The sequence below is a fragment of the Pelomonas sp. BJYL3 genome (genome assembly GCF_027257975.1).
GTDB lineage: Bacteria > Pseudomonadota > Gammaproteobacteria > Burkholderiales > Burkholderiaceae_C > Roseateles_B > Roseateles_B flavus.
Genome location: NZ_JANZKX010000010.1, coordinates 1 through 24,414 on the forward strand (window position 1 = coordinate 1; position 24,414 = coordinate 24,414).

Genomic DNA, 24,414 nt, shown 5'->3' on the forward strand with positions numbered 1-24,414 from the left:
CTCTGTTCGGTGCTCCAGCACCATGCGCACGGCGCGCTCACGCACCTCGGGCGAAAACTTCGGGGACTTCTTCATGGCTCCATTCTCCAGAGTTGGAGCCTCCTCGAAACCCGGGGCGATTCAGTCCCGATGAACCGCAGCGCCACACTGAAGCTTCGGTACGACCACCCCATGGAGGCGTGAAGGCCTGATGCAGGCAGCCGAGTCCCTGCCCGGAGGGCTGGGAGCGCATGACCTTCCCCGATGCTTCGGCGCACAGCACGAAGCGAAGTCCCTCTGGGCCTTGGTTGAGCCACGAGGCATCGTGTTCGGAGCCCACATGGAGCCCGCGTTGTGGGTGGCCTGGTTTGAAGACCTGTGCACGCGACGCTCTCTTGCGCAGGGTCGCCTCGTGCATGACGTCGACACGTCGCCGCATCGCCAGGCCTCGCACGCCGAGGTCAGCAGGGGACCGTCTGGCGCATGTCCTTCAGTTAGTCGCCTGTGAGGTCCGCACCGGATCTCGCGAGGGGACTGCCTCGGGCGCCCTGGGCATCGGGATCATGAAACCGCATCTCAAGCAAGGCCGCCGTGCATCGTCAGAACCCGGAAGTGAGGCGGCTCCGCGACAGCGACGTGGATCAGTTCGAGATCCTGCAGCCCCGCGCCTCGGCCCGGGAGCACAGCCCTTGCCCCTCGCCGACGCCCTGTGCAAGGCCCCCTGAGGCACCAGCCGCCGCGCCTGCAGGTGGTGCGGGGTGTCGGCGGCCTGTCAGCACTTACAGATTCCCTTCCCCTGCCCCCATGCGAGCCTGCGGACCGCGGGCACGGCTGAACCCTGCCGCAGCGGCCGGGACGGCGTCCCTGCGCACGCTGGCATCAGCAGCGCACCAGTTGGTGCGTCCTGGTGTTCGTCCGCAGCGGGAACGCCTATCTACAAGACGTCTGCTGTCAACACTTGGGAGACCCACGATGAATCTCATGCAAGCCCTGTCGATGCCTTCACGTGCCGCGCGCCGTTCGCGTCCTTCGATCGCGCATGCCACGCTGGCGGCGGCGGCCCTCGCGCTGTGCCAGGGACCTGCCGCGGCGCAAAGCATGCCCGCCACCGCATCGCCGGCTGCCTGCAGCCTGCCCCTGAAGCCCGCCGCCACGCAGGAGGAGACCGCCTGGCAACTCTTCGTGGCCGCCCACTGCACGGTCAACACGCCCGGGGGCCAGAAGCTCAACTGGGAGACCTGGACGGAGCAGACCTGCTGGCTCAACCCCGGTGCACCGGGCTGCAAGACCGGCGAGGAGAAGAAGCGCTTCAGCCACGCCATCAGCCTGCTGGCGACCCGCGGCAAGCTGCACACCCCTGCCGCAAGCACCGCCGCCAGCGGCCTGCCGGGCTGCCAGCCCATGACGTCCAAGTCCAGCCAGACGCCCAAGTCCCTGCTGCCCTTCGTGCCAGGCAATCTCGGCGCCAATCCGCAGTTCTGCGAGGAGGTCTACGTGAATGCCAGCGAGGCGGCCTTCGTCACCGCGCCGCCCGGCGGCAAGCCGGGGGCGACGCTGACCACGCGGACCGGCCAGGCCGACTACATCGCCACGACCGGCAAGCCGCTGGACTTCCCCAAGGAAGCCGTGGAGATCAAGGCCGACTGGATTGCCGCCAGCTCGCTCAACGCCGCCAGCTTCTTCAACTGCAGCGACAAGAAGCCGGCCGGGGTCTATGTGCAGAACATCGACGGCGTCTGCTACGCCCTGGTCGGCGTGCATATCTCGTCCAAGCTCTACCCCAACTGGCTGTGGGCCACCTTCGAGCCGCAATCGCCGGTGACCAACCCCAACCGCTGCAAGCCCTCGCTCTACTCGTCCTGCAATGACCCCTGGGGCTCCAACCCGGCGCTCAGCACGGGCCAGGCCACCGCGGCCACCAAGAACCTGACGAACCTGATGGACCAGGCCGGCCTGCCGCCCGAGTTCCGCAACTACCGCCTCGTGGGCACGCAGACGCAGTATGAGCAGCCGCTCGCCAGCAAGGGCAAGCTCGGCAATTCCTTCGTCGAGTTCAATGCCCAGGTCCTGCCCCAGCAGGCCTCCTGCATCACCTGCCACGGCTATGCGGCCATCAACGTGGCCCTGAATCCGCCGGGCACCGGCAATGGCGGCCCCATCGGCAATGGGCCGTCCATCGGCAAGCCCGTGATTCCGCCCACCATCCCGGGCCGCCACTGGGAACCGGTGGACTTCTCGTGGATGCTGGGTTTCATGCCCGGCAAGTAAGCCCGGGGTGTTGACGAGACACCGCCTGAAGCCTGCGCCCCGGGGCACACCCCCTGGGGCGCAGGCGTCCACAACTTCTGTGGACAAGTCTGGGGACGGCCTCGGGACCGTGCGCCACAGCCCCGATGCCTACGGGGCTGGGCCTGGAGTGCCGCAAGATGAGGCAGGTGGGGGTTGTCTGAAGACGAAAGCCTATGGAGCAGACGGTGCACGCCCTTGCCAGCGCTTCCGGGCGAGGTCAACTTCCGCCCTAACGGCGTCCGCTTGCTGAGGGTCCATCGGAGCCATGCGGGCCGTCAGCGCCAGCACTTCGGACTCGACAGCCGGAAAGGGTTCGGCCCCCAGCAGCAGCATCGCCAACTCGGCCATGACCGAAGGCGACTGGCATTTCGACGCCAGGCGTAGCCATGGAATCGCCTCGGCAGATTGATTGCGCCCCAGGCTGTAGTGGTGCGCAAGTTGGAGCGCCGCGGAGCAGTCCCCCCCTCTGGCGAGGGCTTCCTGACGCGCGAGCTCGATCGTATCGAGGGTGTAGACAGTCGCGCTACTCGACGGCTTCTGCGGCTTCATCAGCATCAAGCCTCCCACGGCAAGAAGCACAAGCACCCCGGCTGCAGTCACGAGCGACATACGAACGGCTCTCATATCACTGGCCTTTTGGATAGAAGGTCTGCCAGGGACCGGGGTTCCCGGCAGTTGGCGGATCGGACATACGCCATGCGCCCAGCAAGGCCGCCCCCGCCGCTTTGAATCTGGCTGTCGGCCACCGGGTGATGAGCAGCCGGGACCCGACACGTCAGGCTCATGGGCCCGTCGTAGCGTCAAGTGACTTGGGATGGGAACTCGGCCTAAGACCCGGCAACGGGCGCAGGGACCGTCCACTCGAATGAACAACGTCGGCCACTCTGGTGGCGCCTCGAATGTCCGAGCCGACGTGCGTGAGGCCATTGCGCACTCCATCGGCCGCCCTGAAGCATGCAGGAGCATCAGAACCATGCGCAGCACGTCGGACCGTCACATCGCTGGCTCCGCCCTTCCCGGCGAAGGACGCGGGTCGCCCTCTGCTGTCACCGTGCCAGCCTGGCCCACGGCAGACACCGCTCAAGTCGGGCGTCGAACGGCAAGGCTGGCCGCCTACCTTCAAGCTCAATGCGTGAGGGAGCGCAGAACATGCTCGGCCTGCTTGAACCCTTTGTCAGCAGCCTTGCGCAGCAACTCCAGCGCAGGCTCGGTCGGCTTGCCATCCTTGAATTGCCGGATGGCGACCAGGTACAGCGTCTCGGGATGCCCTTGCTCAAACGCCCTTTGATACCAGCTTTCCGCTGCCACCTTATCGGCGGGGTAGTCGTACTCGCCGAACTCGTAGTACCAGGCCAGGTGGTGCTGCGCCTCACCGTAGCCCCCTTCGGCTGCACGCTCAAGCCAACGGTTGGCTAGTTCGACATTCAGGGGCAGCAGGTCGCCCCATCGGTGCATGCCGCTCAACTCATACTGAGCTACCAGGTTGCCGTCTTCCGCGAGCTGTTCAAGGCGCTGCAACCAATACGTGCAAAGCATGGAATCTGGAGGTGCACCTTCACCGTTCTTGTACCAAAGCGCTGTCATATAGCAGGCCACCGGGTCGCCTGCCTCGGCACATCGCTCCATCAAGCGCAAGGCCAGCGACTCATTGTCGGCGTCGTATGCCGCCATCGCCTCCAGAAACTGAGCTGATGGTTTCATCAATCACCTGGCTGTTTAGGACCACCTCCACGACCGCGCCATCCGCCAAGTCGTAGAAGTTGATTGACGCTTGGACCACCACGGTGGAAGACATTTCGATTGACCCGGTCGAGGAACTTCTTCTCGCCCTCGGTCAGGTCAGCGCAAGCGCGCTGCATCTGCTTGCTCTGGTTGTACACCTTCGCGTCCTCCGGCGTCAGCGGCTTCCACGTTTCCGTGGATATCCGCGCCTCGCGCCCTTCTTTGTCGAACAAGTGGACATGGTAGTTTCCCCCAGGGCCCCAGCGTGCATGCTCAATGCCCCCGGCTTGCGGACCAGGGTAGGACTGCATCACGACGCCTTCACCTCGATAAATCGGGACCAACCCGTCGGGGTCAACGAAGCTCAGCGGGTTGCCTTCGACGTATGCATAGGTGTTGATGCCCCCGTCCAAGCCGATGGGGTCAGATTGGGTATACCGCCCTATCTGCGCGTCATAGTATCGATGCCAGTTGTACCAAAGCCCCGTCTCCCCATCCAGATACTGCCCGGGGAAGCCCAGGTTGAGTCCGCCCACGGAGTCCTGGACGACCTTGCGATCCCAGGCGTTGTTCTCGGCGCGCCAGACGACCGAACCCGCACTGTTGCTCAAGGCCTCGGGGCGACCCAGCTGATCATTGTGAGCGGTGAAGAACTGGCCGTTTCGAGCCAGGCCCAGCAACTCCGAATCCAGCCACACATAGCTGGTGGCAGTGCTGGCGGCCTCATGCAGGAGCTGGCCGGCGGTGTTGTAGGCATAACGGGTCACAGCCCCACCCGCCGTCTTCTGGGCACGCTGATTCAGGCCGTTGCTGAGGTACTGGCTGACCACACCATTCACGGTGACGCTGTTGAGCCGGTTGAAGGCGTCGTAGCCATAGCTGCGCGAGCCATCCCACCGGGACTCTGATTGCAGATTGCCCACTGCGTCGTAGCTGAAGTTCCGCCATTGCCCACCGCCGACGGCGCTGAGGCGGTTGCTGTTGCCGGCGGTGGTGTAGCTCAGCGTGGCGCCCTGGCGGTCGCTGCTGCTGCGGTTGCCGACGGTGTCCCAGCTGAAGCCCTGGCTGTCGCCGCTGCGGCTCACGGTCTTGAGCCTGTCGTTGGCGTCATAGGCCAGGGTGGCGTTCAAGGCGGGGAAGAGGCCGTTGCTCAGCTGGCTGATGGTGTCGTTGGAAGCCCAGCCGATGCCGAGGTTCTGGGCCGCCCCGCTGCTGAGCTGGGTCACCCGGCCATCGTTGTCCAGGGTGATGAGGCGCGGCAGGCCGTTGCCGTAGCGCCAGGCATAAGGCCGGCCGGTGGCGGGCTGGTAGAGGAAGCTGTCCGCCAGGGTCAGGGCTTGCCCATTGAGCGTGGCGCGCACCTTGCTGAGCAGGCCATAGCTGCCGTAGTCGTAGTTCAGCTGCAGCCCGCCGGGATAGCTCATGCTGTTCAGGCGCCCTTGGGCGTCATAGCCCCAGCTGTGGACGAGGCTCTGCCCGTTGATGGTGCTGGTTTGCCGCAGCAGCTCGCCTTCCGGCCCGTATTCGAACGTGGTACTGCCCGAGGCGTCGGTGATGCTGGTCAGCCGGCCTTTGCCGTAAGTGCCGGTGTCGTAGCCGAACTGCTCCGTCTGGCCGGCACTGCTGCGGCTGAGCATGCGATCCAGGGCATCCCAGGTGTAGGTGATGACCTTGCCATCCGCCCGCGTCTCGGTCTGCACACGGCCCCAGCTGTCCAGGGCGTAGCTCGTGAGCCCCGTGTCCGGACTGGACTGGGTCAAGCGGTCTCCGAAGCCGTTGTAGGTATAGCTGGTCTGGAGGCCGCGGGGATCGCTCACGGATTCCAGCTGCCCCGCCGCGTTGTAGCGGTACGCGGTCTGGCCCCCATCCGGCGCCGTGTGCCGAGACAGGCGGTTGCGGGCGTCGTAGTCGTACTGGGTCAGGTGGCCGGCCGCGTCGCTGACGGTCTTGATGTTGCCATTGCCGTCGTAGCCGAACTGCAGGCGCTGGCCGTTGTTGCCCGTGCGGATCCAGGGGCGACCCATGCTGTCGAACTGGGTGGACGAGGAGAATTCACCGGCCGCATTGGCCACCGGCACGCCCCCACTCAGGCTGGCGGTCTGGCGCGGATGCCGGACGGTCAGCCGGCGGTTGGCAACGTCCAGCTGATGCGACACATACTGGGCCGCCGGGTTCACCTTGCCGGACAGGATCAGGCGCCCGGCGCTGTTGTAGTCGTACTTGTCGACGCTGCCATCGGGATGCTCCACGAAGGCCACGGTCCTGTCGTCCAGGGTGTAGGAGATCCGCGTGACCCGGGTGCCCGTTGGCGTTGCCACGGACGACTGCGTGGGCAGGCCGCGCAGGTCGTATTCCAGGGTGCTGACGACGCCATTGGCGTCCGTCACCCGCGTGGGCTGGCCGAATCCGTTGTGCCCCGCATAGCTGACCTGATGCCCCTTGACGTTCGTGAGGGCCAGCAGATTGCCTGCCGCGTCGTAGCTTTCTGTGGAACTGCCCAGGCCCACCTCTTCCGTCGTCTTGAGGGCCAGGGCCCCGTTCGGATGGAAGCTGTAGCTGGTGTTGATCTGCCGGCGCGTGCCACGGGCCACATCGTCCTGGGTGACCGAGGCCAGCCAGCCCAGGCCTGGGCCGGAAGCCACGTAGCTGTAGCGGGTGCGCAGGTAGGTGGCGCCGGTCGCGTCCTGCCTCGCCGTCTCCACCAGGTCCGTGCCCTGCCAGGTGTAGACCAGCGTCTCCTGCGCAGCCGTCCCGGAAGCCAGCGTCTTGCGCTGGATGCGCCCGTCCGCTGAATAGACGAACAGCGTCTTGACGCCGTTTCGGTCCGTGGTGCTGGACAGATAGCCGTTGCTGTCGTAGGTATTGCTGGCCACTGAGGCCAGGCAGCTGTCAGTGGCTGGATTGCTGACGGACAGGAGCTTGTGCGAGCTCGACCCATCCTCGAAGACGTAGACGCTGCTCAGGCCCTGCGCATTGGTCACCGTGGTGCTGTTGGTGAAGACATAGTCGAAGCGCTCCTTCTCCTCGCCATTGTCCCAACCGCTTTCCTTCACCCGCCCGAGCAGGTCGTAGACATAGCGGGTGCGTCGCGTGGAGCCGATGGTGTAGCCGGTCAGCAGCTTGGGGTTCTGGCTGTCCTCGTAGTGATAGCGCTTGACGTCCAGCGGCAACATCTGCAGGGTCGCGGCCGCGGTCTTCTGACCAGTGCGGGCGGGGATGAATTCCACCGAGGGCGCATTGACGGTCACGAGGCGCTTGGCCGCGTCATAGACAAAGGTCCAGTAGGCGCCATTGGGAGCCTGGACCTTGGTCACACGGTCGTCCGTCCAGGTCAGGCGGACCGGAGCGGCCCCGAGACCGGTGACCTGGGTCAGACGTCCGCTGGTGTCATAGGTGTACTGACGGGTTGCCACGCCACCGCGATTGCGCTCGGCCAGGATGCGGCCCGCGCTGTCGAAATCAAGGGTGGACACCGGCGTGACCAACTGGGACCCGGTAACCCCGTTGCCGTAGCTCGCCCTGCCTGCCGCGGCATTGCCGCGCGCGAGATAGAAGCCATCGGCCTGGCGCTCATACACGACATAGGCGCCATCGGGCTCGGTCAAGGTAAGCAGCTGCGGGTTGCATGCCGGGGCACCCGGCGTGCAAGCGCCCCCGCGCAGGGAGCGGCCCTCCAGGCTGGAGACCCAGTTGGGGCCGAACAGCCGGCCGCTGATCCCGTTGCTGCGGTAGGTCCGCTTCAGGTCCACGCCATGACGGGACTGCGTCACGAAGTCCTCTTCAAGCAGGACTTTCTCGCCGGTGGCCACCACCACGGGATGCGGCGTGACGGGGTTGTTGCAATCCGAGAGGCTGCTGTTCTGCGCAGCTGCCGGTGCTGCCAGGGGGTCGGGTGTGCCGTCGCTGATGCGCGCGGGCACCACCTGCGGCCGCTTCCCGAAACCCGAGCCGCCCAGGCCTCCCATGGACGAGCCGCTGGAAAAGCCGAAGAGCTCCACCGGCTCCAGCTTCACCGGCGCCTTCTTCTCCTCGGCCTTCAGCGGCACAGTGACAAGCAGTGCCAGTGCACACAGGCCTGCGGCCCACGGCCGAGGCATTCCCTCGCGCATCTTCATTCCGTCTCCCCCTGGCTTTCTCGCCTTTTGTTGGGGGCCGATTCTTGCAGCGGTCAGCGGGCCGTCAAGCCCACTTCATGATGGCGTTATTCCATGATCCTTCGTCAATGAAACATGCTGCCATCGCGGAGTGCATTAGCCTGCCGGCCATCAACGAAGGAGCAGCGCAGTTCAGCCCTGCACCGCCCCACCCAGCGCCCGATACAGCGCCGCATGGTTGAGCCAGGCCTGCAGCTGCAGCTGCACAAGAGACTGCTTCGCCTCCAGCAGGGCCACGCGGGCCTGCAGCCAGTCGTGGCGGCCGATGGCGCCGACTTCCAGGCGCAGCGCGGCCAGGCGCTCGTTCTCCTGGGCCTCGGCCACGCGCCGGGCCTGGGCCTCGGTCTGACGCTGCAGCTTCTCGCGCTGGGTCCACTGGCCTTCGGCGTCGACCAGGGCCTTGTGGACCGTGTCACGCAGACCCAGGGCGGACTGCTCCAGGGCATTGCGGGCGCCATCGCGCTCCAGGTTGAGACGGCGCCAGTCGATCAGGGGGATCAGCAGGGAGGAGCTCAGCGCCAGCACGGGCTGGCTGAGCCAGTCGCTGGTCTTCGAACCACCCGTGCCCACGGAGGCGCTGAAGCTCAGGCCGGGATAGCGGCTGGCCTCGGCCACCGAGAGCTGGGCCAGCGCGGCGTCCACCTGCAGACGGGCCTTCTGCACGTCGGGGCGGGCGCCCAGGACCTGGGCGGGCGAGCCCAGCGCCCAGGCCGGCGGGCTGGAGTCCGGCAAGCGGCCGCGCGCGCCCGCCGAGGCAAGCTGCTCCAGCTGGTCCAGCAACAGCGCACGCTGCTGGGCCTGCAGCTGCTGCTCGGCCTCGATGTCGGCCAGGCGGTGCTGGGCCGCCAGCACGGACTGCGCGGCGCGGTCGGACTCCACCGGCAGCAGCTTGCCCTCGCGCACCCGCAGCTTGACGATGCCCAGCAGCTCCTCGGCCGCCTCCAGCTGATCGCGGGCCAAGGGGCGCAGGCGCTCCTGGGCGCCGAGCGTCCAGTAGATCTCCGCCGCGCGGGCCTCGATCACCACACGAGCCGCGGCCACGTCGGTCTGCACCTGCTCACGCTGGGCCAGCAGGCCGCGGTCGCGGGCGGCCAGGCGGCCCCACAGGTCCAGCTCGTAGCTCGCCGAGAGCGAGGCGCTGTAGCTATGGCTCCAGCCGACCCGTGTCTCCACCGGCACCGGCACACCGCCCACATCCACCGTGCGCGTGCTGCCGCCGCTGTCCAGCGGGCGATTGGCCGAGCTGCCCAGCGATGCCAAGGGCTGCAGGCGCAGGCCCTGCTGCTCCAGCTGGCGCTGCGCGTCCTTGAGCCGCAGCGCCGCCAGGGCGATGTCGCGGTTGCGGGCCAGGGCCTCGCGCTGGAAGGCGCGCAGCTCCTCGTCCATCGCGGCTGACCAGGCGCTGACCTGGGCCGCGGACTCGGGGCTGTGCTGCCACTGGGCCGGCGGCACGGGCTCGACCGGGCGCTTCAGATCGGCTGTCGCCGCGCAGCCGCCCAGCAGGGCCAGGGTCGCGGCGGCCACGGCCAGCGTGGACAGGCGCAGGCCCGGGGACTTCAGTTCATTGTTCTTCATGTCTTGCGCCTCCACTCACTCACGCGCCAGGGCATCGACCGGGCTCAGCGCCGCCGCGCGGCGGGCCGGCAGCGTGCCGAAGAGAAGGCCGATGCCGCCCGAGACCGCGAAGGCCAGGGCCACGGCCTTGCCGCTGACGTCCAGCGTCACCTTGTCCTGCACGGCATTCGCGCCCTGGGCCGCCAGCCAGGACAGGCCCAGACCCGCCAGGCCGCCCAGGCAGCACAGCATCACCGCCTCGATCAGGAACTGCATGCGCACGTCGCTCTGCCGCGCGCCCACGGCCATGCGGATGCCGATCTCCCGCGTGCGCTCCGACACCGAGACCAGCATGATGTTCATGACCCCCACGCCCCCCACCAGCAGCGCGATCGCGCCCACGCCGGTGAAGATGCCCGCGATGATGCCCATCACCTGCTGGACCTGGCGGAACATGGCGTCGCCGTTCCAGAGCCCGAAGTCCTGCTGGCCATGCAGCGCCTTCAGCCGGTGCCTCACCTGGGCCTCGATGCTGGAGGGATCGAAGCCCTTGGCCACCAGCACGCGGAAGCTGCCCACCGCGGGTCGGGCGTCGATCTTGCTGAGGTAGGTGCTGACGGGCAGGTAGAGGTTGGGCGAGCGGCCGTCGTCCCCGTCACCATCGCGCTTCTCCTTGAGGATGCCGATCACCTGCACCGGCAGCGCGGCGCCGACCTGCGGCACTGCCATCGCGCCCGGCTGGGCACCGTCCGCAGGCCCGGGCAGGATGTCGATCAGCATCGTCGAGCCCAGGGCCGAGGCCCTGCCCTTGTACAGGTCCTGCCAGAGCCGATGGCTGATCACCACCACCTGCGCACGCGCCTGGAGGTCGGCGCTGGTGAAGTCCCGGCCCAGCTCCAGTGCCAGCTGGTAGCTCTTGAGCGTGTCGGTCGTGGCGGCCACGGTCTGGCCGTTGACCTGCTGCGTGCCGTGGCGCAGGCCGCCCATCATGCGGCGCTCGCCCTGCACGTCCTGCACGCCCTCGATGGCGCGGATGGCGTCCAGCTCGTATGGCCGGAAGTCCCGCGGCAGCGCCCCGGGTGCCAGCTTGGCCGGATCGGACCAGACCCACAGCTTGCTCGCCACGGCCGCGCCCAGATTGCCCTCGATGCCCTGCCGTGCCGCATCGCCCAGCGCCGCCGTGCACACCACCGCGGTGATGCCGATGCAGATGCCCAGCATGGACAGGCTGGAGCGCAGCCGGTTGGCATAGAGCGCGCCCAGGGCCGAGCTCAGCGCCTCGCGCAGCTGCCCGCGCCAGTGCGCCCAATAGCTGCCCGGGCCCGAGGCCATGGTCAGCGCGGCCGAGGGCACGGTGTGGCCGGCGGGCGTGCCGCTGTCGCGCAGCACGCGGCCGTCGGAGAGCTCGATCACGCGCCGCGCGTGCGCCGCCACCTTGGCGTCGTGCGTCACCAGGATGATGGTGTGGCCGGCCGCATGCAGGGCGTCCAGCTGGCGCAGCATCTCCTGGCCGCTGGCGGAATCCAGCGCGCCCGTGGGCTCGTCGGCCAGGATGATCTGCCCGCCGTTCATCAGGGCCCGCGCGATGCTCACCCGCTGCTGCTGGCCGCCGGAGAGCTCGTTGGGCTTGTGGTGCATGCGCTCGCCCAGGCCCAGGTCCGACAGCAGGCGGGCCGCACGGCCCATGCGCTTGCCGGTGCCGATGCCGGCATAGACCGCCGGCAGCGAGGCATTGGCCTGCGCGTCCATGCCGGGCAGCAGGTGGTAGCGCTGGAAGATGAAGCCGAAGCGCTCGCGCCGCAGGGCCGCGAGCTCGTCGGCGTCCAGCTCGCTGGCATCCTGCCCGTCGATCAGGAACTGGCCTTCGCTGGGGTTGTCCAGGCAGCCCAGGATGTTCATCAGCGTGCTCTTGCCCGAGCCGGACTGGCCGATGATGGCCACGTACTCGCCGGCCTCGATGCGCAGGCTCACGCCCTGCAGCGCCGGCACGATGACGGCCTGGGGATCGTCGGCCTTGCCCATCACGTAGCGGCGGGCCACGCCGCGCAGCTCGATCAGGGGCGTGCCGTGTGGTTGCGATGTGCTCATGGCGGCCTCAGTCGACGGTCACGCCGGCATCGCCGTCACCTGCCTTCTTGGCCACAGGCGCCAGCAGCAGCTTCTCGCCGGGCTTGACGCCCTCCAGCACCTGGGCCTTGCCGCCGTCCTGCAGCCCGATGCGCACCTTGCGCATCTCCGGCTTGTGGGCGGCGTCCTGCTCGCTGCCGGGCTTGTAGAGCTGCACCTCGTAGCGGCCCTGCGCATCGCGCTCGCCGAGGGCGACCATGGGCAGGGTCGGGACCTGCTTCGCGCTGCCGGTCTCGATGTTCACCTGCACCGTCATGTCGGACAGCAGCGTGCGGTCCTTGTTGTCCACCTCGAAGAGCACGTTGTAGTAGACGGCGTTGCCCATGCGCTCGGGCACCGGCTGGATCACGCGGACCCGGCCCTCGTACTGCCGGCCCTCGCCGGACAGGGTCGAGAAGCGTGCGACCTGCCCCACCTTCACCGCGGACACATCGGCCTCGGGCACGCGAGCCCGCACGGTGATGGTGTCCAGCTGCGCGAGCGTCACCATCACCGGCGTGATCTGCACGGCGATGACGGTCTGGCCGGCCTGCACCGGGATGTTGACCACGGTCCCGTCCATGGGCGCCGTGATGCGGGTGTAGCCCAGGTTGAGCTGGCGCTTGGCGAGGTCCGCCTGCAGGCGCTGCATGCTGGCCTGCTGGCCGCGGTAGTCGGCCTGCAGCTTGTCCAGCTGGGCCTGGGCGTTCTCGGCCTCCTGGCCTGCGGTGGCGCTGCCCGCAAGCAGGCGCTGCTGGCGCTGGACCTCGCGCTGGGTCAGCTCGATGTCCACCCTCATGCGCTCCAGCTGCGCCTTCTGCTGGGCCACGGCGGCCTCGGCCTGGGCGAGGTCGCTGCGGGCGATCTCGGGGTCCAGACTCACCAGCAGGTCACCCTTCTTCACGTTCTGGCCCAGCTCCACATGCAGGGTCTGCACCTGGCCGCTGACCTGCGCGCCCACGTCCACCTTGGTGCGGGCCTGCAGGATGCCGGAGGCCTGGACCAGCTGGGTGATGTCGGCCAGCTTGACCTCGCCCACAGGCGGTGCGGCAGTCGGCTTGGGCGGATGCGTGAGGCGCCAGCCGCCGGCCACCACCGCCAGCACGGCAGCGACAATCAGCGGCGTGCGCCAGCGGCGCCAGCGCGAGCGCACCCGCCTCGGCGCCGGTGCCGGCCCCTGCGGCGGGGCGGACTGCTCACCGGGCTGTGCCGGCGGATCAAACGGATGGCTGGACGGCGCATCGGCAATGCGCGGGGCCGCGGGGTGGCTGCCCGGTGGAATCACCAGGGTGGTGGAGGCGCTGTCGCTCACGGTCTCTCCCGTCGTTCTTGTCGGTCCGAGGGCTCCTGCTCAGGGGCCCGGTGTGGAGCCGGAGTCTAATGACGAGAAGGCGAGGACCGGGGTGCCGAAAGGCAGGTTCCGGACAGTCTGCCAAAGGAGCGGTGCCAAAGGTCCTGGCGTGCGATGGACCGGAGGCGATGTGGGCTGGGCGGCTGGCGCAAGACCTGACCCCGTGCGATACGCTGGCGAGGATTTGACGCCCCTCCCCGGCATGTCGAGGTCCCCCATGCACCACAGCGAGGCCACTGGCCCGCACGGGGGCCCAGCTTCGCCGCGGCCTGACAGCAAGGCAGGCCCAAGGCCACCCTTCCCGTCGTGGATGTCAGTAGAGGTCGTCGAAGTAGTCGCACTGGCTGCCGAGTCCCTGATTGAGGTCCAGTCCCCTGCGTGCCTGGGCAGCGGCAGCTGGCGAGAGGGCCTGCAATGTCGGCAGTAGAAGGTCCAGCGTCTCTCGGCACAAGGTCGCCTGATAGGGCAAGTCCGAATCTCTCTCGTCCACGCTAGTGCCCGCCACCCGCTCCATGGCCGCGCCAGCCGCCGACGGGTCCGCGGTAGCCAACGCCGCAAACTCATCTCGCAGCCGTTGATGCTGCTTGCGGTTCAGTCCTTCGTGGGGAATATGACGGACCAGGGTGACCCGATGGCGCAGGGCTGCGCCAGGCACTTCGCGAATCACCCGATCCATGAAGTCGTCCAGCACCCGGTCGACCATCGTCAGCACCGGCGAATCCGGCGCAGCGGGCAAGGCAGAGTTGCGCTCCTGCAGAACGAGATCGCCCTGGGTCTTCCAGCGAAACCACCGCCGCGAGGATTGTCGCCATGCATCGTTGCTCGCCGGCCGCTCGGTCAAGCACCCCAGCAGACTGCGCAGCCACCCGTGCAGGGACTCCATCCTGGGCTTCTGAACATCGGCCAGCCATTGGCCGGCCAAGGCCTCCAGCCGTTCAATCGCCGCGCCAGGCAGCCCGGACGCGGGGTCGGCATAGGCCGCGACCAGTCCCAGCAGCTGCATGCCCAGCATCTCCTGGGCCGGCTCGAGTCGGGACTGCAGCGCAAGGGCAAGAGCGGGGAGCTTTGCCCAGTAAGTCGCGTTGGGGTCACCGAATCTGAAGAGCCGCCGCAGCGACTGGCCCTGGTCCGGCAGTGGCAGGGGAGGTTCTGCAAGCAGCATCGAGAACAGGTCCTCGGCCATGGCTGCCATGAGCTGCTGCAGGACGGGTCGCAATGTGCCCCCGGCTTCCTGCGAGTCCAGTTGGTAGGCGGTGTAGAGCAGCCCCTCTCCCATCAGTTGCGCGGCGATGGCTGGCCTCGCAGGCCGCAGCAGCCGCGCGACACTGCAGAGCGTCTCCGCCTGAGGGAACAGGCACTGAGGCTCCAGGCGAACGCCCGTGCCGGTCCGACGCCAGTGCAGATCGATCAGCTGCAAGGCCTCGGGTGCTCCCTGCGCGAGCAGCCCTTCCAGCAGCGGCCAGGCCTGCCGGTCCAGCTCATCGGGCCGCGTCGTCCTGGGCACCAGGGCATCCGGCAGATCCGCGCAGCGCTGAAAGGTGGCCAGGCGCTCTGCCGCCGGAGACTGCATGTCCTCCAGGCAGGCCTGTGCAAGCCGAATCCAGGACTTGCCGATTGCGGATTCCCGGCCTTCAAGCTCACAGAGCGGGTCCACTGCGCGCAGGACGTACAGGGCACCGAAGAGCGTGTTGCCAGGAACCTCGCCACTGGCCTTCCACAGGCGCGCCAGGAAGCGTTCCCTCAGCCACAGCTTCCTCCTGGCGTTCAGGGCATTGAGCGAGCGCTCCACTCGTGCGAGCCATGTCAGCCAACGGGGCACGGCCGGGACCGGCTTCCCATGCAGGCTGGCGTACGTGTCATGCAAGTGGCGGTCCAGCATGGCCACCTGCGCACGATAAAACGGGGATGGCCGAGCCGCACCCGGGGCTGACTTCGCCTGTGCCAGCGCGCAATTTTCACAAGTAGTGCCTGCTCCGCCGGCGAGCACAGGGCGAACAGCTGGTCGCGCCTGGCGACCCGGCGGTCACGCTCCTCCGCATCCAGCAGATGGCGGGGAAGGAAAGCATCAGGCGGGAGCGTGGGCGGGAACATGGGCTAAGCCGTCAGACCAAGGCGGCTCGCATCTTAAGTCCGTGCCCGCCCGCCTCACTTCACCCGCTGCTTCTCCAGCTTCCGCGCCAGCGTGCGACGGTGCATGCCCAGGCGGCGGGCCGTCTCGGAGATGTTGAAGCCGGTCTCGGCCAGGGTCTCGTGGATGCGTTCCCACTCCAGGGTCTTGATGGAGGTGGTGCGCTCGGTGAGCTCGACCTCGGCATCGCCCTCGGCCTTGTCGAAGGCGGCCTCGATGTCGTCGGTGTTGGCCGGCTTGGCCAGGTAGTGGCGGGCGCCCAGCTTGATGGCCTCGACGGCGGTGGCGATGCTGGCGTAGCCCGTCAGCACGACGATGACCATGGCCTCGTCGTGCGCATGCAGGGCCTGCACGCAGGCGAGGCCGGAGTCGCCGCCGGCCAGCTTGAGGTCCACCACCGCGAAGCCGGGGCGGTGCTCGGCCAGATGCGCCTGGACCTCGGCCAGGTTGGCGGCACGCAGCACGCGATAGCCGCGCCGTTCGAAGGAGCGGATCAGGGTGCGGGCAAAGCTGTCGTCGTCCTCGACGATCAGCAGCAGGCGGTCTTCAGCGTCCACGCTTGTCCTTCAGGGATGGGCTTTGCCGCTGGACGCTGAGGCTGGACAGGGGCAGGCGCATGCCCACCTCGGCCCCGCCTTCCCAGCGGTTGCGGGCCTCGATCTTGCCACCCAGGCTGCGGGCCACATTGACCGAGAGGAACAGCCCCAGGCCGCCACCGGGCTTGCCCTTGCTGCTCTGGTAGGGCTTGCCGAAGCGCTCCAGCATCTCGGGGGCAAAACCTGGCCCCTGGTCCAGCACGGTCAGGGCGAGCACCTCGCCGTCCTGCTCAAGCTCGGCGCGCAGGGTGATCTCGCCGTCCGGGCAGGCTTCGAGGGCGTTGTCCAGCACGTTGTCCACCATCTGGCGCAGGGCGAAGTCCGAGTACATGGGCACGTCGGGAAGGTTCTGCGCCTCGAAGTGCAGGGCCTTGGCCGGACGGGTGCGGCGCCATTGGGCCACGAGCTCGTCGAGGAAGGCGTGCAGATGGGTCTGTGCTGGTGCCTCGCCGCGGGCCTCGCCGGCCGAGAGCAGGATGCCGCTGACGATGGTCTTGCAGCGCTTGAGCTGCAGCTGCATCTCCTCGATCTCCTCGCGCAGCTCGGGGTCGCCCGCAAAAGGCGCCATGCGGGCCCAGTCGCCCAGGATCACCGACAGCGTGGCCAGCGGCGTGCCCAGCTCATGGGCCGCGCCCGAGGCCAGCAGGCCCATGCGCACGATGTGTTCCTCTTCCGCCGCACGCTGGCGCAGCTTGGCCAGGCTGGCGTCGCGCTGGCGCAGGTTGCGCACGATGCGGTGCATGAAGACCACCAGCAGCACCGCATTGAGCAGGAAGCACAGCAGCAGGCCGCCGATGAAATGCACGGAGAGCGCCGGCACGTCCACGTCCGGCAGCGCCACGGGCCGGTAGACATGGGTCAGCGTCATGAAGCTGACGCTGGCGATGAAGACCATGGCCCAGATGTAGGCGGGCCTCAGCAGCACCGTGCCCACCGCGATCTGCAGCAGGAAGAGAAAGCAGAAGGGATTGGTGATGCCGCCGCTGTAGTAGAGCTGGCCGCTGAGCACGGCCACGTCGATCAGCACGCCACCGAAGAGCGCGCCGTTGCTGACGTCACGCCCGCTGCGGCTGTGCAGCCAGCTCGCCACGTTGAAGAGGGCCAGCGCACCCAGCAGGGTCAGCATCTCGACCAGGGGCAGGCGGATGGCCAGCAGGAAGTGCACGGCCAGGATCGTGGCCAGCTGCCCGGCCACGGCCAGCCAGCGCAGCTGGATCAGCTGCAGCAGGTTGCGCCGGCCGGCCAGCGTTTCCGAGGCACGGCCCGCCGCACCGAGGTGGGCCACCTCGGCCTGCTCATGCGCTTCAAGTGTCGGATCCAACAGAGGCCGCTCCAGGGACTCGGCGCCTCTCGAAGCGCCACACAAACACCAGCGCCCCGGCCACCATGGCCGCGAGCGCGAACCAGGTCAGGGCGTACATCAGGTGATTGTTGCTGAAAGCCAGGACGGTCAGCCCGGCGCGCGGCCACTGGCCCTCGGCGCCCTCGCTGGCATCCACGAAGAACGGCGCCACCTCGCCCGGCAGTTGCTGTGCGGCGGCGATGGCCTCGACGTCGCGGGAATACCAGCGCCCCGTGCCGGGGTCGTTGTGCTGCCAGAGCCGGCCTTCGGGCTCGGTCAGGCGCAGCAGGCCCAGCAGCGTCACCTCGCCCTGCGGCTCGGGCCGGGTGGCGGGATCGCGGTGCTCGGCATCGACAAAGCCCCTGTTGACCAGCACCCAGCGGCCGTCCGGGGTTCGCAGCGGCGTCAGCACCCACCAGCCCGAGCCCAGCACGGTGCTGGCCTGGACCCGCGTCTCGCGGCCATGATCGAAGTGGCCGGACAGCTGCAGGCGCTGGTACTCGTGCGTGTCACGCTGGACACGGGGCCAGTCCTGCGGCGCAGGCAACGGCTGGGGATCGCCGTGCTGGCTGGCCTCGATGCGGGCCAGCAGCGCCTCCTTCCAGGCCAGGCGCTGGACCTGCCAGAGGCCCAGGGCCAGGAAGACGCCGATCAGGACGAGGCCGCCCAGCGTCACCGCCAGCAGCCGCCACGAGGGGCGGTGCGGGGCGGCGAAGGTGGGCGGCTGGTTCATGGCAGCTGGATCGGCGGCATGGCTCCGATCCTCTCGCATCAGGGCAGGTTGCGCATGTCGTGCACGGGCATCATGTTGGCGTTCATGTGGTACATGACCCAGATGGAGCCCGCCAGCATGATCAGCACCAGCGCCGCGGTGAAGATCAGGGCCAGCAGGGACCAGCCGCCCTCGACCTTGCTGTTCATGTGCAGGAAATAGACCATGTGCACGACCATCTGCACGGCCGCGAAGGCGAGGATCACCAGCGCGGTGGCGTTCTTGCTCGGCAGCACCTGGCCCATGACCAGCCAGAAGGGAATCGCCGTCAGCACGACGGACAGCAGGAAGCCGATCACATAGCCCTTGACCGTGGCGTGGTAGGCCAGGTCATCGTCGTGGTGGCCGTGATCAGCGTGTTGATCGTGATGTTGTTCGCTCATGTGACTTCTCAATCAGTCTTAGCAGTAGGCCTCCCAAGCCCAGCGGCGCTTGCAGATCCGGCTTTGCCGGGCTGCCAAGCGCGCCCCTTCGAGGGGGCGGCAGCAGGCCGTAGGGGGTGGGTCACATCGACCCCATGAGATAGACGAAGGTGAAGACCCCGATCCACACCACGTCCAGGAAGTGCCAGAACATGGAGAGGCAGATCAGGCGGCGCTTGTTCTCCTTGATCAGACCATGCTTGCTCACCTGCAGCATCAGCGTGACGAGCCAGACGATGCCGAAGGTGACGTGCAACCCGTGCGTGCCAACCAGGGTGAAGAAGGCCGAGAGGAAGGCGCTGCGCTGCGGGCCGGCGCCCTCGTGCAGCAGATGGGCAAACTCGTAGAGCTCCAGGCCCAGGAAGGCCGCGCCGAAGAGGCCCGTCACCGCCAGCCACATCAGCAGGTGCTGCTTCTTGCCGTGGTTCATCGCGATCATCGCCAGCCCATAGGTGATGGACGAGAACAGCAGGAAGCCCGTGTTCACCGCCACCAGGGGCAGGTCGAAGAGGTCAGCCCCCGAGGGGCCGGCGGCGTAGGACTTGCCCAGCACCGCGAACACCGCGAACAGCACGGCGAAGATGAGGCAGTCGCTCATCAGGTAGAGCCAGAAGCCCAGCAGGGTGCCCTGCTGCGGGTGGTGCTCGCCCTTCAGGTCATAGAAGCGCGGCGCGCCGTCGGCTTCGGTCAGGGAAATGGTGTGACTCATGATTCGGTCCTCCAGGCGATCAACGCGCCGCCAGCGCCGCCAGGTGGGCGGTACGGGCGTCTTCGCTGCGCTTCACGGCATCGGCCTGGATGTAGTAGTCGCGCTTGTAGTTGAAGGTGTGGGCCAGGATGGCCACCAGCGTCACGAGGAAGCTCAGGCCGGCCACCAGCCACATGTGCCAGATCATCGCGAAGCCGAACAGCGTCGACAGGCCGGCGATCACCACGCCTGCGGCGGTGTTGGCGGGCATGTGGATGTCCACGAAGCCGCTGGTCGGGCGCTTCACGCCGAGCTTCTTCATGTGGTGCCAGGCGTCCAGCTCGTGCACGACGGGCGTGAAGGCGAAGTTGTAGTCCGGCGGCGGCGAGGCGGTGGACCACTCCAGCGTGCGGCCGTCCCAGGGGTCACCGGTCTCGTCGCGCAGCTGGTCACGGCGCAGGTAGCTGACCACCAGCTGGATCAGGAAGCTGCCGATGCCCAGGGCGATCAGCACGGCGCCCAGCGCGGCGATCTGGAACCAGATCTGCAGCGAGGGATCCTCGAAGTGGCTCATGCGGCGGGTCACGCCCATCAGGCCCAGCACATACAGCGGCATGAAGGCGAGGTAGAAGCCCACGAACCAGAACCAGAAGCTGCACTTGCCCCAGAACGGGTCCAGCTTGTAGCCGAAGGCCTTGGGGAACCAGAAGGTGATGCCCGCCATCAGGCCGAAGAGCACGCCGCCGATGATCACGTTGTGGAAGTGGGCGATCAGGAACAGGCTGTTGTGCAGCACGAAGTCCGCCGGGGGCACGGCCAGCAGCACGCCGGTCATGCCACCGATCACGAAGGTGACCATGAAGCCCACCGTCCACAGCATGGGCACATCGAAGTTGATGCGGCCGCGGTACATGGTGAAGAGCCAGTTGAAGATCTTCGCTCCCGTCGGGATGGAGATGATCATGGTCGTGATCCCGAAGAAGGAATTCACGCTGGCGCCCGAGCCCATGGTGAAGAAGTGGTGCAGCCACACGAGGTAGGACAGGATGGTGATCACCACCGTCGCGTACACCATGGAGGCATAGCCGAACAGCTTCTTGCGGCTGAAGGTGGACACCACCTCCGAGAAGATGCCGAAGACCGGCAGCACCAGGATGTAGACCTCGGGGTGGCCCCAGATCCAGATCAGGTTCACGTAGACCATGGCATTGCCGCCGAGGTCCGTCGTGAAGAAGTTGGTGCCGATGTAGCGGTCCAGCGAGAGCAGCACCAGCACGGCGGTCAGCACCGGGAAGGCGGCCACGATCAGCACGTTGGTGCACAGGCTGGTCCAGGTGAAGACGGGCATCTTCATCATCGTCATGCCCGGCGCGCGCATCTTGATGATGGTCGCGATCAGGTTGATGCCCGAGAGCGTGGTGCCCACGCCCGCGATCTGCAGGGACCAGATGTAGTAGTCCACCCCCACGCCCGGGCTCGCCAGGATGCCGGACAGCGGCGGATACGCCAGCCAGCCGGTGCGCGCGAACTCGCCCACGAACAGCGACATCATGATCAGGATGGCGCCGCTGGCCGTCATCCAGAAGCTGAAGTTGTTCAGGAAGGGGAAGGCCACGTCACGGGCGCCGATCTGCAGCGGCACCACGTAGTTCATGAAGCCCGTCACCAGAGGCATCGCCACGAAGAAGATCATGATCACGCCGTGGGCAGTGAAGATCTGGTCGTAGTGGTGCGGCGGCAGGAAGCCGACCTGGTCCCCGAAGGAGATGGCCTGCTGGGCCCGCATCATCAGCGCGTCTGCAAAGCCGCGCAGCAGCATCACCAGGCCCAGGATGATGTACATGATGCCGATCTTCTTGTGGTCGATGCTGGTGATCCAGTCGCGCCACAGCACGCCCCACAGGCGGTACTTGGTCAGCAGGAAGAGCATGGCCAGCCCGCCCAGCACGACGCCGGCGAAGGTGGCGAGCAGGATGGGTTCATGCAGGGGGATCGCATCCCACGTGAGCCGCCCGAACACGAGGCGGCTGAGGTCTTGAGCGTCAGACATCTTGGTACTTCAGCGGATCAATCTTGGCGGGCCGCGGTGGCCGCGGGGAGGAACTGCTCGGCATTGGCCGGCGTGCACTGGGCGGTCACGAAGGACTTCTCGCCCTGGCCCCAGGCCTTGCGGGACACGCCGTCCACGCCGCCCTTGCCCTGGCCGCCGGCCGCGTCGATGGCCATCATCTGGCCCATGCACATCTTGGCGCTGTCCACGCAGCGGTTCAGGATGGCGTCGTACAGGCCGTTGGCCACGCGGGCGTAGCGGCGCACGGGCTCCTTCTCGCTGGGCTGTTCCAGCTGCTGGTAGACGGCGCGGCTGAGTTCGCCACCTTCCTGCTTGTTCTTCGCGACCCAGGCCTGGAAGTCGGCGTCGGAGAGGCCATGGAACTGGAAGCGCATGTGCGAGAAGCCGTCGCCGCTGAAGTTGGACGAGAAGCCCTCGTACGCGCCAGGCTTGTTGATCACGGCATGAAGCTGGGTCTGCATGCCCGGCATGGCGTAGATCTGGCCGGCCAGTGCGGGGATGTAGAAGGCGTTCATCACCGTGGAGGCGGTGATCTTGAAACGGATGGGGCGGTCCACCGGGGCGGCCAGCTCATTGACCGTGGCAATGCCCTGCTCGGGGTAGAGGAACAGCCACTTCCAGTCCAGGGCCACCACTTCCACTTCCAGAGGCTTGACGCCTTCGGGCAGGGGGCGGGACTCGTCCAGCCGCTCCAGGGCGCGGTAGGGATCCAGCTTGTGGGTGCTGATCCAGGTGATGGCGCCCAGCGCGATGATGATCATCAGCGGCGCGCCCCAGATGATGAGCTCCAGCTTGGTGCTGTGGTCCCAGTCGGGGGTGTAGGTCGCCTCCTTGTTGGACTGGCGGTAGCGCCAGGCGAACAGCAGGGTCAGCAGGATCACCGGGACGATGATCAGCAGCATCAGCAGCGTCGAGGTGGTGACCAGGTCGGCCTGCTGGCGGGCGATGTCACCCGAGGGGTTCATCACCACCGTGTTGCAGGCGGCCAGGGGCAGGAGAGCCAGGGCCAGCACGGAGCGGCCGAGGACGGGGGCCAGGGCGGCCGGGGACAGCAGGGGTTTTCTATACATCGGGATAACCAGCGCCGGGTTAACGAGCTTGCGTTTCGGGCGCGAATGTATCCTGATTGACCCATGTCAACGATTGGACATTTTGTCCCAGGCCCCATGGTTACCAGCAGTGCCCTGCCCCTGAATTCCTTGAGCGCGATCAGCCCCGGCGGGGCGGATTCAGAGCAGCAGAACGTCGCCCCGGGCGACATCGCCGTGGGGGTCGTGATCGGCCGGGCGTCCGAGTATTTCGACTTCTTCGTCTACGGCATCGCCTCGGTGCTGGTCTTCCCGGCCCTCTTCTTCCCCTTCGCCGACCACCTCACGGGCACGCTCTACGCCTTCGCCCTCTTCGCGCTGGCCTTCGTGGTGCGCCCCATCGGCTCGCTGCTGAGCATGGCCATCCAGCGCCGCTGGGGCCGCAGCGTCAAGCTCACCGCCGCCCTCTTCCTGCTGGGCGCCTCCACTGCCGGCATGGCCATGCTGCCGGGCTACGCCAGCCTGGGCTCCACGGCCATCTGGCTGCTCGCGGCCTTCCGCCTGGGGCAAGGCCTGGCCCTCGGGGGCTCCTGGGACGGCCTGCCTTCCCTGCTGGCCCTGAACGCCCCCGAGCACAAGCGCGGCTGGTACGCCATGCTGGGCCAGCTGGGCGCGCCCCTGGGCTTCTTCGTGGCCAGCGGGCTCTTCGCCTATCTGTGGACGCACCTCAGCAGCGCGGATTTCCTCTCCTGGGGCTGGCGCTATCCCTTCTTCGCGGCCTTCGCCATCAACGTCGTCGCGCTGTTCGCCCGCTTGCGCCTGGTGGTGACGCATGAATACGAGCGCGAGCTGGAGGCCCACGAGCTGGAGCCCTGCAACGAGGCCGAGCTGATGCGCCAGCAGGGCCACAACGTGCTGATCGGCGCCTTCGCCTCGCTGTCCAGCTACGCCCTCTTCCACATCGTGACGGTGTTCCCGCTGTCATGGATCCTGCTGTTCTCCAAGCAGGATGTGGGTGACTTCCTCGTGGTGCAGGTGGTGGGCGCCCTGCTGGCGGCCGCGGCCATGCCGCTGTCCGGCCTGCTGGCCGACACCTTCGGCCGGCGCCGCACCCTGGGCGCGGTGGCCATCGGCATCGGCCTCTTCGCCCTGGCGACGCCGGCTCTGCTCAAGGGCGGCGCGCTGGGCCAGGACATGTTCATCCTGGTGGGCTTCATCCTGCTGGGCCTGTCCTATGGCCAGGCCGCCGGCACGGTGACCTCCAACTTCCTGCCCCAGTTCCGCTACACCGGCGCCGCGCTGACGGCTGACCTCGCCTGGCTGCTGGGCGCCGCCTTCGCGCCGCTGGTGGCCCTGGGTCTGTCGGCGGAGTTCGGCCTGATCTCGGTGAGCCTCTACCTGCTCTCGGGCGTTGCCACCACGCTGCTGGCGCTGCGCGTGAACCGCCGGCTGCAGACCATCAAGGACTGACCCCCGTCGCCCTCAAGTGACAACGGACGCCTCGGCGTCCGTTTTTCATTGGAGCGACGCCCTGCCTTCAGCCGCGCAGGGGCAGCGCCGCCCCCAGGGCCATGAAGACCCCGCCGCAGCCCTTGTTGAAGCGCCGCCCCACCCGCTTGAGCCAGGGGCTGATGCGGTGCGCCGCACTGGCCAGGCCCCATTCGGTGAGGAATTCCACCACGGCAAAGGTGCCGGCGAGGATCGCGAACTGGACCCACAGACTGCGGGCCGGGTCGATGAACTGGGGCAGGAAGGCCGCAAAGAAGAGCAGGCCCTTGGGATTGGTCAGCGCCGACAACGCGCCCTGGCGGAACAGCGACCAGCCGCTGCGCGGCGCCGCCGCCTCGGGCAGCTCCACCCCGATGGGCGGCGAGCGCCAGACCTGCACGCCCAGCCAGAAGAGGTAGGCCCCGCCCACCCACTTCAGCACCGTCAGCCACAGCAGCGAGCTCTTCAGCAAGGCGCCGATGCCAAACAGCGAGAGCGCGATCACCCCCACAAAGCCCAGGGCGCCGCCCAGGATGGTCCACAGCGCACGCTGGCGACCGTGCAGGGCACCGTGGGTCAGCGCGAGCAGACCGTTGGGGCCGGGCGAGAGGGACAGGCCGGTGGCGGCCAGCAGGTACAGGAGCCAGGTGTCGAATGCCATGCGGCGACTGTCGCGGCAGGCCCGCGGGTCGTCAAGCGCCGAGGCGGCAGCCTCTGCACTGGC

18 protein-coding genes are annotated in these 24,414 nt (G+C 67.7%); 3 read left to right on the forward strand and 15 right to left on the reverse strand.

Annotation, left to right across the window (positions count from 1 at the left end):
• Positions 1-183, forward strand: a 183-nt coding sequence (locus O9Y01_RS22450; RefSeq protein WP_269633881.1) for a hypothetical protein, incomplete at its 5' end; no start/stop codon positions are given.
• Positions 184-960: 777 nt separating this feature from the next.
• Positions 961-2,247: a hypothetical protein gene (locus O9Y01_RS22455; protein WP_269633882.1), complete on the forward strand. Its 1,287-nt coding sequence runs from the start codon at positions 961-963 to the stop codon at positions 2,245-2,247.
• 192 nt (positions 2,248-2,439) lie between these two features.
• Here O9Y01_RS22455 and O9Y01_RS22460 read toward each other — a convergent pair whose 3' ends face one another.
• The 14 genes from O9Y01_RS22460 to cyoA form a co-directional block, all read right to left on the reverse strand.
• On the reverse strand, positions 2,440-2,877 hold the full coding sequence (locus O9Y01_RS22460) for a hypothetical protein (RefSeq protein WP_269633883.1): 438 nt from the start codon (positions 2,875-2,877) through the stop codon (positions 2,440-2,442).
• Between the two features lie 516 nt (positions 2,878-3,393).
• Positions 3,394-3,969, reverse strand: a complete 576-nt coding sequence (locus tag O9Y01_RS22465) for a tetratricopeptide repeat protein (RefSeq protein ID WP_269633884.1) — start codon at positions 3,967-3,969, stop codon at positions 3,394-3,396.
• The gene (locus O9Y01_RS22470; protein ID WP_269633885.1) at positions 3,969-8,036 is read right to left on the reverse strand and encodes an RHS repeat-associated core domain-containing protein; all 4,068 of its coding nucleotides are present in this window, start codon (positions 8,034-8,036) and stop codon (positions 3,969-3,971) included. Before O9Y01_RS22470 ends, O9Y01_RS22465 begins: the two co-directional genes overlap by 1 nt.
• A gap of 240 nt (positions 8,037-8,276) precedes the next feature.
• Entirely contained in the window at positions 8,277-9,719 is a 1,443-nt protein-coding gene (locus O9Y01_RS22475; protein ID WP_269633886.1) for a TolC family protein, read from the reverse strand.
• A 15-nt stretch (positions 9,720-9,734) separates the two neighbouring features.
• Complete coding sequence (locus O9Y01_RS22480; RefSeq protein WP_269633887.1) at positions 9,735-11,786, reverse strand: ATP-binding cassette domain-containing protein; 2,052 nt, start codon at positions 11,784-11,786, stop codon at positions 9,735-9,737.
• Positions 11,787-11,793: 7 nt separating this feature from the next.
• The gene (locus tag O9Y01_RS22485; RefSeq protein WP_269633888.1) at positions 11,794-13,116 is read right to left on the reverse strand and encodes an efflux RND transporter periplasmic adaptor subunit; all 1,323 of its coding nucleotides are present in this window, start codon (positions 13,114-13,116) and stop codon (positions 11,794-11,796) included.
• Between the two features lie 352 nt (positions 13,117-13,468).
• Positions 13,469-15,034 carry a hypothetical protein gene (locus tag O9Y01_RS22490; RefSeq protein WP_269633889.1) on the reverse strand — a complete coding sequence of 522 codons (1,566 nt, stop codon included), beginning with the start codon at positions 15,032-15,034 and terminating at the stop codon, positions 13,469-13,471.
• A 266-nt stretch (positions 15,035-15,300) separates the two neighbouring features.
• A complete protein-coding gene (locus O9Y01_RS22495) occupies positions 15,301-15,840 on the reverse strand; it encodes a response regulator transcription factor (RefSeq protein WP_269633890.1) in 540 nt (179 codons plus the stop codon).
• Positions 15,830-17,200 carry an ATP-binding protein gene (locus O9Y01_RS22500; protein WP_269633891.1) on the reverse strand — a complete coding sequence of 457 codons (1,371 nt, stop codon included), beginning with the start codon at positions 17,198-17,200 and terminating at the stop codon, positions 15,830-15,832. Before O9Y01_RS22500 ends, O9Y01_RS22495 begins: the two co-directional genes overlap by 11 nt.
• Complete coding sequence (locus O9Y01_RS22505) at positions 17,184-17,954, reverse strand: SURF1 family protein (protein ID WP_269633892.1); 771 nt, start codon at positions 17,952-17,954, stop codon at positions 17,184-17,186. The genes O9Y01_RS22500 and O9Y01_RS22505 overlap by 17 nt, the downstream gene beginning before the upstream one ends.
• Before the next feature lie 38 nt (positions 17,955-17,992).
• On the reverse strand, positions 17,993-18,376 hold the full coding sequence (gene cyoD / locus O9Y01_RS22510; RefSeq protein ID WP_269633893.1) for a cytochrome o ubiquinol oxidase subunit IV: 384 nt from the start codon (positions 18,374-18,376) through the stop codon (positions 17,993-17,995).
• A gap of 121 nt (positions 18,377-18,497) precedes the next feature.
• Positions 18,498-19,124 carry a cytochrome o ubiquinol oxidase subunit III gene (gene cyoC, locus O9Y01_RS22515; RefSeq protein WP_269633894.1) on the reverse strand — a complete coding sequence of 209 codons (627 nt, stop codon included), beginning with the start codon at positions 19,122-19,124 and terminating at the stop codon, positions 18,498-18,500.
• A gap of 19 nt (positions 19,125-19,143) precedes the next feature.
• On the reverse strand, positions 19,144-21,153 hold the full coding sequence (gene cyoB / locus O9Y01_RS22520; protein ID WP_269633895.1) for a cytochrome o ubiquinol oxidase subunit I: 2,010 nt from the start codon (positions 21,151-21,153) through the stop codon (positions 19,144-19,146).
• 17 nt (positions 21,154-21,170) lie between these two features.
• On the reverse strand, positions 21,171-22,244 hold the full coding sequence (gene cyoA / locus O9Y01_RS22525) for a ubiquinol oxidase subunit II (RefSeq protein WP_269633896.1): 1,074 nt from the start codon (positions 22,242-22,244) through the stop codon (positions 21,171-21,173).
• A 96-nt stretch (positions 22,245-22,340) separates the two neighbouring features.
• On the opposite strand from cyoA, the gene O9Y01_RS22530 reads away from it, so the two are divergent.
• Positions 22,341-23,672 (forward strand): MFS transporter, encoded by a 1,332-nt coding sequence (locus tag O9Y01_RS22530; RefSeq protein ID WP_269633897.1) that lies wholly within the window; start codon positions 22,341-22,343, stop codon positions 23,670-23,672.
• A 67-nt stretch (positions 23,673-23,739) separates the two neighbouring features.
• Here the strand turns inward: O9Y01_RS22530 and O9Y01_RS22535 are convergent, their stop codons facing one another.
• On the reverse strand, positions 23,740-24,351 hold the full coding sequence (locus O9Y01_RS22535; protein ID WP_269633898.1) for a LysE family translocator: 612 nt from the start codon (positions 24,349-24,351) through the stop codon (positions 23,740-23,742).
• Positions 24,352-24,414 lie beyond the last annotated feature (63 nt).